Raw genomic sequence first — 8990 nt, 5'->3', positions numbered from 1 at the left:
GTTTATTTCTTCAAAGTTCACAATGAGCCCCCTATCCGACCTGGAGTTCTTTTCCGTCCTGGCCAAGCACGGCAGCCTGCGCGAAGCCGCGCGGCAGCTGGGGATTACGCCGCCGGCGGTCAGCAAGCGGCTGTCCGCGATCGAGCGCCGGCTGGGCGTGCGCCTTCTGCACCGCACGACCCGGCGCGCCAGCCTGACGCCGGAAGGCGAAACCTACTTGCTGGACGGCGCCCGGGTGCTGGAGGAGCTGGAGGCACTGGAACGCAAGGTCGCCGGATCCCATGCCGCGCCACGCGGCCTGCTGCGCATCGTTTCCACGCTCGGGTTCGGCCGGCGGCACATATCGCCGGCGCTGTCGGCGTTCGCCCTGCGCCACCCGGAGGTCGAAGCGCGTCTGACCTTGACCGACCGTCCGGTCAATGTCATCGAGCAAGGCTACGACCTGCAGATCCGGCTGGGTGAATTGCCGGATTCCACGCTGACCGCGCGGCTGCTGGCGCACAATCGCCGCGTCCTTGCGGCGTCGAGAACCTACCTGTCCAAGCGCGGCCATCCCGCAACGCCGCGCGAGCTGGCCCAGCATGCCTGCCTGTTCATCCAGGAAAGCGACGAGACCTTCGGCACCTGGCACTTGCAGTCTGGCGCCCATGCTGAAACCGTGAAAGTCCGAGGACCGCTGGCCTCCAACGACGGGGAATGCGTCGTGAACTGGGCCGTGGCCGGTCACGGCATCCTGATGCGCTCCTTATGGGAGATCGCGCCCCTGCTGCGCTCGGGCCGGCTGCTGCCCGTGCTGCCCAAGTGGCATGCGGCCGCGGATGTCTACGCCGTCTTTCCCACCCGCAGCCACCTGTCGGCGAAGACCCGTGCGGCGGTCGACTTCCTGCTGGATGCGTTCCGCGAGCATCGGCTGGACAGGGACGGGAATTGGTAGGCGGCAGGCGGTTCCCCGGCTGCCTGGTCCGAAGTCCCGCGTCCCATCGCCGCCCGCCTTAATCGCTACTCCGTCACGATCTTCTTGTCGGCCGCAAGCTTGGCCCAGCGGGCGATTTCCGCCTTGAGATAGGCATCGGCCTGCTCGGGGGTACCTCCGGCGATCTCGGTGCCCAGTTCGACGAGCTTCTTGCGCACCTCCGGCGTTTGCAGCGTGGCGTTGACCGCATTCGATAGCTTGTCGACGATGGGCCTGGGCAGTCCGGCGGGCCCCATCAGCATGTACCAGGCGCCGATCTCGTAGTCCGGCACGCCTGCTTCCATGACGGTGGGCACATCGGGCAGGCTGGCCACGCGCTGGCGCGTCGTGACGGCCAGGGCGCGCAAGGAACCCGAACGGATCTGTTGCAGCACGGTCGGCACGGTGTCGAAGTTCACATCCACCTGGCCGGCCATGAGATCGGTGAGCGCCGCGCCGCTGCCCTTGTACGGCACGTGCACCATGGTCGTGCCTGTCGCCTGCTGGAACAGTTCCGCCGCGAAATGCTGCTGCGTCCCCGTCCCGGAGGACGCATAGTTCAGCCCGCCCTCTTTCGTGCGCGCCAGCTGGATGAATTCGGCCAGCGTCTTCGCGGGAGAGGAACGGGGCACCACCACCACCTGCGGGACGCTGCCGATAAGCGCGATCGCCGTGAAGTCGCGCGCGGCCGAGTACGGCAGCTTGGGCATGATCGCCGGCACCATGGCGTTGGAACTGACATGCCCGAGCAGCAGCGTGTAGCCGTCGGGATGCGCCTTGGCGACGGCTGCCGTGGCGATGGTGCCGCTGGCCCCTGCCCGGTTTTCGATGACCACGGGCTGTTTCAGCAGCTCCGCCAGGCGCGGCGCGATGTGGCGCGCGATCAGGTCGGTGCCGCCGCCTGGCGCGAATCCCACCAGCAGGGTGATGGGCCGGGCGGGCCAGGTCTCCTGCGCGAACGCGTGGACCGGCGCGGCCAGCGCGGCGCATGCCGCCAGGCCCAGCCGGGCGGCGCGCAGCAGCATCGTTCTTCTTGTCTCCATGCTTGTCTCCTTCCCTCGCCGGCTCAATGGAATTCGCAAAGGCTGCCGAAGCCGGGGAACTGGTCCTTGATGCCCATCTTGCGCAATGCGGACCAATAGATCACCGGTCCCGACGCGAATACCGGCATCTTCAGCCACTTCTCGGCATCATTCGCCACGCGCGCATAGGCCAGGTTGGTACCCAACTGCAGGATGGCGTCGGGCTTGGCCGCGTGGCACCGCAGCGTGGCCTCGGCAAGCTGTTCGTAGGTTTGCGACGCCACGTGGATGATGCTCTTGCACTTCAGCCCTTCCACGTGCACGACCTCGAATCCCCGCGCCGTGAAGTAGCTGATGGCGTTCTGCTCGATGACCGGGTAGTACGGCGTGAGCAAGGCGATGCGCTTGGCGCCGCACAGCTTGAAGGCTTCCTCGGCCGATTGCGCGCCCATGGTGACCGGCACGCCCGACAGCTTCTGCAGATGCTCCAGCAGCGCGAAGCTTCCTTTCTCTCCGCCCATATAGCTCTGCGAGGACATGCCCAGGATCAGGTGGTCGATCAGCGCCTCTTTCAGGCGGCGTACCGAGTCGTCCAGGTTGGCCGCCACATTGCGCATGATCACCGACCAGTCCTCGTTCTCGGCGATCTTCTGGTTGGGAACGTAGTAGCGGTCCACGGCATTGATGACGCCGCGCGGCCGCATGTCCATCATCTCGTTCTCGACGTTGACGTTGGGGCCCGGGGTCATCACGCCGATCACCCCCCTGGGTCCGAGCGCATTGACGTAGCGCTGGGTGTCATGGGTCGAGCCCGCGATTTCCTCTATCCCTTTCTGAAATGCATTCATTATTCGCTCCTTTGCGGTGATATGGCGCCGAAAAACGCTTTCTTTTGCCAAAAATGAATGCGCTCAATGTAGAGTGCGGGTCGCGCACCGTCAACAGATATGAATTCAAACTAGGGTTTATACGGAGATATTTCTCGCCATGATGGCTCTGAAAGCCGAATAATGAATGCATAATCGCGGTATGAGCAAAATCTTTGTCCACGCTTCCCTGCTCGACCAGTTGCGCGAGGTCTTCGTCCAGGGCGAGATCCCGCCCGGCAGCAAGGTGCCCGAAGCCGCGCTGTGCGAACGCTTCGGCGTCTCCCGCACGCCCTTGCGCGAAGCGCTGAAAGTCCTTGCCGCGGAAGGCCATATCGAGTTGCTGCCCAATCGCGGCGCGCGGGTGCGCGAACTATCGCTGGATGAGGTCGAAGGCCTGTTCGCGGTCGCCGGCGCCCTGGAGGCCCTGGCCGGGGAACAGGCCGCCGAACGCGTCACCGACGAGGAACTGGCGGAGATCGCCGCGCTGCACGAGCGTATGCGCCAGGCATATCTGCGCCGCGATCGCCAGCCGTACTACGAGGACAATCGCGCCGTCCATGAGGCCATCGTTCGCGCGGCGCGCAACCCTGTGCTCGTCAGCCAGTATGCGATCGTCAATGCGCGCATCCGCTTCATACGCTTCCAATCGCCGATGACAGAGGAAATCTGGAGCCGCGCCATGGCCGAGCACGATGGCATGCTGAATGCCTTGATGCGGCGCGATGCCGCGGCGCTCTCGGGCATCCTCAAGACGCACCTGAAGCACAAATGCCAGGCGATCGTCAGGGAGCTGCAGGCACAGGCGCCCGTCCCGCCCACGCGCCGCCGACATTCCACCGCGACGGCGGACCGTACCGGATCCGCGTCCCGCAAATAAGGAGATGCCAGCGAGCATTTGCGGTACGCTTGCCCAAGCGAGGCCAAGCGAAAAGGAACGGCGTGAGCAACGAACTTCACGATAGCGATCGGGACAGCGATGGCGAAGCCCGTATTTCCACGGGCAGCCAGGGACTGGACGATATCCTGGCGGGCGGACTGGACCGCGATCGGATGTACCTCTACGAAGGCAATCCCGGCACCGGCAAGACGACCATCGCCATGCAGTTCCTGCTGGAAGGGGCGCGCCAGGGCGAGCGCGTGCTCTACATTGCGCTGTCGGAAACCCGGCAGGAACTGGCCCTGGTGGCGAAACGGCATGGCTGGTCGCTGGAAGGCATCGAGATTTTCGAGCTCGTTCCGCCGGAGACCACGCTGGATCCGGAACGCGAGCTGACCGTGCTGCATCCCGCCGAAGTCGAACTGAACGAGACCACCAAGCTTATCGTCGACTGCGTAGAGGCCATCAACCCCACGCGCGTCGTGCTGGACAGCCTGTCCGAGCTGCGCATGCTGGCCCAGACCCCGTTGCGCTACCGCAGGCAGGTCCTGGCGCTGAAGCACTTTTTTGCCAGCCGGCAATGTACCGTGGTGCTGCTGGACGACCTGTCCTCCGATTCCGTGGACCTGCAGCTGCACTCCATTTCGCATGGCGTGGTGTCGCTGGAGCAGATTGCCATCGACTATGGCGCGCAGCGCCGCCGGCTGCGCGTGATCAAGATGCGCGGCATCGATTTTCGGGGCGGCTATCACGACTTCACGATCAAGAAAGGCGGACTGTGCATCTATCCGCGCCTGGTGGCGGCGGAACATCATCGAAGCTTCCCGATCGAGCGGATCGCCAGCGGCAATGCCGAACTGGACGCGCTCCTGGGCGGCGGGCTCGAACGCGGGACGAACGCCTTGTTGATCGGCTCCGCGGGAGTCGGCAAATCCTCGGTCGCGCTGTCCTATGCCGTGGCCGCCACGCAGCGCGGCCACCATGCGGCCGTGTTTGCGTTCGACGAGGGCCGGCACACGCTGGAAGCGCGCGCGGCCAGCCTGGGCATGGGGCTGACGCCCGCCCTGGAAAGCGGACTGCTGCGCATCCAGCAGATCGATCCGGCAGAGCTTTCCCCCGGCGAGTTCGCCGCAATCGTGCGTGACAGCGTGGAGAAGGATGGCGCGCGCGTCGTGGTGATCGATAGCCTGAACGGCTATCTGAACGCGATGCCGGATGGCCGCTTCCTGATCCTGCAGATGCACGAGCTGCTTACATATCTGGGCCAGCAAGGTGTGAACGCGATACTTGTCCTGGCACAGCATGGGCTGGTCGGCCCCATGGATACGCCGCTGGACATCAGCTACCTGAGCGACAGCGTGCTGATGCTGCGCTATTTCGAGTATGCCGGCACGGTGCGCCGCGCCCTTTCCGTGGTGAAGAAGCGCGCCGGGCGGCATGAGCAGACCATACGCGAATTCCGCCTTGGCGCTGGCGGCCTGCAGGTCGGTCCGCCGCTGACCGGTTTCAGCGGGGTGTTCGCGGGAACGCCCCAGTACACGGGCGACAGTCTGCCTTTGATGCCAGGCGACGACGATGGAGCGGATTGATGCATGCGAGGCGCGCGTCCTGGTCTATGCGCCCATCGGCCGGGACGGCCCGGCATCCGCCGCCCTGCTCCGCCGCTCAGGGCTGGAGGTCCAGCTCTGCACCAGCATGGAAGACGTGCTGGCCAAGGCGGAAATGGGCGCATCCGCGCTGTGCGTGACCGAAGAAGCCCTGTTCGGCCGGAACCTGGTCGCCATGACGGCCTGGGTGGACAGGCAAGCCGCCTGGTCCGACATGCCCTTCGTGGTCCTGACCAGCCGCGTGCAGCAGACCGCGGTGGTGGCATGGCGGCAGAAGATGGTGACCGCGTTGCGCAATGTGTCTCTGCTGGAACGGCCGGTGCACGGCATTACGCTGACCAGCACCGTGCACGCCGCGGTGCGCGCGCGCATGCGGCAATACGAGATGCGGGCGCTGTTGCGCGCGCGCGAGGAAGCCGCCGCCGTGCTGGAAGACATGGTGCGCGCCCGCACCCGTGAGCTGGAAGACGCCAATGCGCAGCTACGCCAGCAGATGAAGGAGCGCGCACAGGTCGAGGAATCGCTGCGCCATGCACAGAAAATGGAGGCGCTCGGCCAGCTCACGGGTGGCGTGGCGCACGACTTCAATAATCTGCTGATGGTGATTTCCGGCGGCCTGCAAATGTTCGACCGGCAGACGGATCCGGAGCGCCGCGCCCGCCTGCTGCGCGCCATGGAGCAGGCCGTGGAGCGCGGATCGGGACTGACGCGGCAGCTCCTGGCGTTTTCGCGCAGGCAACCGCTGCAGGCCGAGCCGGTGGATCTGGTACGGCAAATCAACGCCATGCGGGAAATGCTGGATCGCAGCCTGAGAGGCGATATCAACGTCAGCCTGCGCTTGCCCGAAACGCTGTGGCCGGTCGAGGTCGATCCTGGCGAACTGGAACTGGTGCTACTCAACCTGGCCGTGAACGCCCGCGATGCGATGCCCTCGGGCGGCACGATCGAGATACGCGCGGAGAACGTCCCGGACTACCGGGAAGACGGCCTGGCCGGCGATTTCGTCAGCCTGTCCGTCGTCGATACGGGAACGGGAATGACCGAAGCGGTCAAGGCGCGCGTCTTCGAGCCCTTCTTCACGACCAAGGACGTCGGCAAGGGCTCGGGCCTGGGCCTGGCGCAGGCCTACGGCTTCGCGCGCCAGTCCGGCGGCAGCGTGCGCATTTTCAGCGAACTCGGCCAGGGCACCACGGTGCGCCTGATGCTGCCGCGCTGCCGGAAGCCATTGCCCGCCGCCGAACGGCCGCCAGGCAACACCGTCGCGGCGGCGTCCCCGTGCGCCCACGTGCTGGTGGTGGAGGACGACGACGAGGTCGCGGCCCTGGTAAGCGACATGATGGCGCAGCTGGGATTCGAGGCGACCCGGGTTGCCAGCCCCGCCGCCGCCTTGGGCGCGCTGGCCAATGGCCACATCGATGTGGTGTTCTCCGACATCATGATGCCCGGCGGCATGAACGGCCTTGAATTCGTCCGCGAAATACAGGCCCGCCGGATCGAGCTGCCCATCGTATTGACCACCGGGTATATGGGCCAGGAAGCCCGGGCGGCGGAAAACCGCGGCATCCCGCTGTTGCCCAAGCCTTATCGGCTGGAGGAACTGGGTACGGTCCTGCGCGCCGTCCTGGCGGGCCGGGGGCCGGCGGCCCCGGCGTAGCGCCGGACTGGCCGAAGGCGCCGTTCAGGGTCGGGAATGCCGCAATAGCTTCGCGAGTTCGGGCGCGGCCATGAAGGAAATACCGTGCGCCGCGGCATACTCCCGCGCCGATGGAGAGATCTCCCCCAAGGCGATATAGATGGCTTCGTGCGCGCCGCGGCGCTCGCGGGCGGCTTGCAGCGCCCGCACGGGCTCGACACCCGTACGGGCGGCCTTCCAGCGCTGGGCGCTGACCAGCGCGATACGCCCGGCCTTGGTCAGGACGAAGTCGGCGCCGCCGCCATCCAGCTGCTCTACCTGGCAACCGTCGCGCTCCAGGCCTTCCCGGACGGCGCGCGAAAACGCCGCCCATGGCATGGCCGCGGCGGCCGCGGCAACGGCTTCCACGCGCGCGGCGGACGGCGCCCGCAACTGCCGCATGCCGGCCAGGACGGCAATGACCGCGAAGGGTATGGACGCGAAAACCCCTATCGCCCAATACTCCCTGGACAAGGCGGCGACCGCGCCGGCGATCAGCACGAGGGCGATGCCCGCGCTCATCCACCAAGGTGAACGCAACAGCACACCGAACAGGGAATTTTTGGCCGGCTGCAACTTCATGCCGGGTCCGCCTCGCGCACGACAATGCGCACATCGCCGCAGCTTACCGTCTGCCCGGCCCGGATCTTCGCGGTCTTGCGGGTCTCTACCGCGCCGTCCACGCTGACCCTGCCGTCGGCGACCATGGCCTTGCCCGCCCCGCCGCTGTCGCAGACGCCCGCGGCCTTGAGCAGGTGGTTGACTTCAATGTAGAGAGCGCCCGGCGCGAGCTGGAATTCGATGGTTGGCATTGGCGTGTGCGGCAATAAGAAATGATGCGGATGGCGAGCCGAGCGGGAAGCCCGCGCATCCGGATTTTGCCATCATCCCGCGCCTTGCCGAACCCCATGTCAATCCAGCAGAAGCTTGGGATACCGCCGCGGCTCCCTTCCTTCCAGCACGTCCCTGCCCCGTGCCGTATCGGCGTAGATCCGGCCGTAGGCGATCTTTCCGTCCTTCACCCGGAACAGGAAGCAATGCTCGTTCTCCATGGAGAATCCCGTCTTGGCCTTGGCGCGCATCACCACGGGAATGATGATGTAGTCCTCCGCCCGCAGGATCGTCCGAAGGTCGTAGTTGAGATACTCGTACTCACTATCGACGTGTTTCCAGAAGGCCAGGAACTCCTTCTTGCCTCGATACGTGCCGCCATAAGGCAACGAGTCGGAGAACTCGAACACCACGTCGTCGGCCAGGGCGGCCACCAGGTCCGCGCGGTCGTTTCGTTCAAATCCGGTGAAGGCCTTCCTGCACGCGGCCAGCAATTCTGCATCGGTCATACCTGGTCTCCTCGTGGAACGTCTTACAAAAGTGCCGACGTTATTATGAGCATATACGCATAACAAGGCCGGAAAAAGCGGGTACAAACCCGCGGAATCCATGGACGGCAAAGCGGCGCGCCGGGGCGCTAGACGGCGCTCTCCGCCCAGGGCTCGAAGCCCGTCTGCAGCACAAAACCCAAGGCCTTGCGCAAATCCTGGGCGCGCTTGGCGCCATAGCTGGACTCGAAGCGCGCCTGCACATCGGACCACAAGGGGAAGGCCCGCTTGTAGCGCGCCTTGCCCGTGTTCGTGATGACCGCGAGCTTGGCACGGCGGTCTTCGCCTGTCGTCAGGTCGATCAGCCCATCGCGCTGCAGCAGCTTGAGGTTGGTCGACAACGTGGTGCGGTCCATTGCCAGCCGCGCGGCCAGCTCCCCGATGGGCATCGGGCCATTCTTCGCCAGCTGGTACAGGATGGAGAACTGGGTGATGCGCAATCCCGCGGGGCTGAGCGCCTGGTCGTAGACAGCGGTCAGGTAGCGCGACGCACGGCGTACCGCCGTCAGGTTGCACAACCCGTCGATATTGACCAGCAGCTCTTCTTCCAGCGTCGGCATGCCCTGCTACTCCCGTATCGTCGCACGCGACGAATATACGCTTATCTGCGCC

General features: G+C 65.6%; 10 protein-coding genes. 4 read left to right on the top strand and 6 right to left on the bottom strand.

The window, feature by feature from the left end; genetic code table 11:
* Positions 1-22 precede the first annotated feature (22 nt).
* Positions 23-934 carry a LysR family transcriptional regulator gene (locus BAU06_RS13170; RefSeq protein ID WP_066349770.1) on the top strand — a complete coding sequence of 304 codons (912 nt, stop codon included), beginning with the start codon at positions 23-25 and terminating at the stop codon, positions 932-934.
* 65 nt (positions 935-999) lie between these two features.
* Here the strand turns inward: BAU06_RS13170 and BAU06_RS13165 are convergent, their stop codons facing one another.
* Both BAU06_RS13165 and BAU06_RS13160 read right to left on the bottom strand, forming a co-directional pair.
* Complete coding sequence (locus BAU06_RS13165; RefSeq protein ID WP_066349769.1) at positions 1000-1995, bottom strand: Bug family tripartite tricarboxylate transporter substrate binding protein; 996 nt, start codon at positions 1993-1995, stop codon at positions 1000-1002.
* Positions 1996-2018: 23 nt separating this feature from the next.
* Positions 2019-2822 carry a maleate cis-trans isomerase family protein gene (locus BAU06_RS13160; RefSeq protein WP_066349768.1) on the bottom strand — a complete coding sequence of 268 codons (804 nt, stop codon included), beginning with the start codon at positions 2820-2822 and terminating at the stop codon, positions 2019-2021.
* 181 nt (positions 2823-3003) lie between these two features.
* Between BAU06_RS13160 and BAU06_RS13155 the strand changes: the two genes are divergently transcribed.
* From BAU06_RS13155 to BAU06_RS13145, 3 genes are all read left to right on the top strand, one after another.
* On the top strand, positions 3004-3720 hold the full coding sequence (locus BAU06_RS13155) for a GntR family transcriptional regulator (protein ID WP_066349767.1): 717 nt from the start codon (positions 3004-3006) through the stop codon (positions 3718-3720).
* A gap of 62 nt (positions 3721-3782) precedes the next feature.
* Entirely contained in the window at positions 3783-5309 is a 1527-nt protein-coding gene (locus BAU06_RS13150; protein ID WP_066349766.1) for an ATPase domain-containing protein, read from the top strand.
* On the top strand, positions 5296-6981 hold the full coding sequence (locus BAU06_RS13145) for an ATP-binding protein (protein ID WP_066349765.1): 1686 nt from the start codon (positions 5296-5298) through the stop codon (positions 6979-6981). Before BAU06_RS13150 ends, BAU06_RS13145 begins: the two co-directional genes overlap by 14 nt.
* Before the next feature lie 24 nt (positions 6982-7005).
* Here the strand turns inward: BAU06_RS13145 and BAU06_RS13140 are convergent, their stop codons facing one another.
* The 4 genes from BAU06_RS13140 to BAU06_RS13125 all read right to left on the bottom strand — a co-directional run bounded on the left by BAU06_RS13140 (position 7006) and on the right by BAU06_RS13125 (position 8938).
* Positions 7006-7581 (bottom strand): restriction endonuclease, encoded by a 576-nt coding sequence (locus BAU06_RS13140; protein WP_066349764.1) that lies wholly within the window; start codon positions 7579-7581, stop codon positions 7006-7008.
* A complete protein-coding gene (locus tag BAU06_RS13135) occupies positions 7578-7811 on the bottom strand; it encodes an RNA-binding S4 domain-containing protein (RefSeq protein WP_066349763.1) in 234 nt (77 codons plus the stop codon). The genes BAU06_RS13140 and BAU06_RS13135 overlap by 4 nt, the downstream gene beginning before the upstream one ends.
* A 99-nt stretch (positions 7812-7910) precedes the next feature.
* Positions 7911-8339, bottom strand: a complete 429-nt coding sequence (locus BAU06_RS13130) for a nuclear transport factor 2 family protein (protein ID WP_066349762.1) — start codon at positions 8337-8339, stop codon at positions 7911-7913.
* A gap of 128 nt (positions 8340-8467) precedes the next feature.
* Complete coding sequence (locus BAU06_RS13125; protein ID WP_066349761.1) at positions 8468-8938, bottom strand: MarR family winged helix-turn-helix transcriptional regulator; 471 nt, start codon at positions 8936-8938, stop codon at positions 8468-8470.
* Positions 8939-8990: the final 52 nt, after the last annotated feature.

This window comes from Bordetella bronchialis (assembly GCF_001676705.1).
GTDB classification, from domain to species: domain Bacteria; phylum Pseudomonadota; class Gammaproteobacteria; order Burkholderiales; family Burkholderiaceae_B; genus Bordetella_C; species Bordetella_C bronchialis.
The sequence above is the reverse complement of the archived record's forward strand: the minus strand, read 5'-3'. Positions and strand labels throughout refer to the sequence as shown.

Bases quoted from the DNA above. Each gene is read 5' to 3' on its own strand.
- BAU06_RS13170 (WP_066349770.1), top strand. From the start codon at position 23: ATGAGCCCCCTATCCGACCTGGAGTTCTTTTCCGTCCTGGCCAAGCAC.
- BAU06_RS13165 (WP_066349769.1), bottom strand. From the start codon at position 1,995: ATGGAGACAAGAAGAACGATGCTGCTGCGCGCCGCCCGGCTGGGCCTG.
- BAU06_RS13160 (WP_066349768.1), bottom strand. From the start codon at position 2,822: ATGAATGCATTTCAGAAAGGGATAGAGGAAATCGCGGGCTCGACCCAT.
- BAU06_RS13155 (WP_066349767.1), top strand. From the start codon at position 3,004: ATGAGCAAAATCTTTGTCCACGCTTCCCTGCTCGACCAGTTGCGCGAG.
- BAU06_RS13145 (WP_066349765.1), top strand. From the start codon at position 5,296: ATGGAGCGGATTGATGCATGCGAGGCGCGCGTCCTGGTCTATGCGCCC.
- BAU06_RS13140 (WP_066349764.1), bottom strand. From the start codon at position 7,581: ATGAAGTTGCAGCCGGCCAAAAATTCCCTGTTCGGTGTGCTGTTGCGT.
- BAU06_RS13135 (WP_066349763.1), bottom strand. From the start codon at position 7,811: ATGCCAACCATCGAATTCCAGCTCGCGCCGGGCGCTCTCTACATTGAA.
- BAU06_RS13130 (WP_066349762.1), bottom strand. From the start codon at position 8,339: ATGACCGATGCAGAATTGCTGGCCGCGTGCAGGAAGGCCTTCACCGGA.
- BAU06_RS13125 (WP_066349761.1), bottom strand. From the start codon at position 8,938: ATGCCGACGCTGGAAGAAGAGCTGCTGGTCAATATCGACGGGTTGTGC.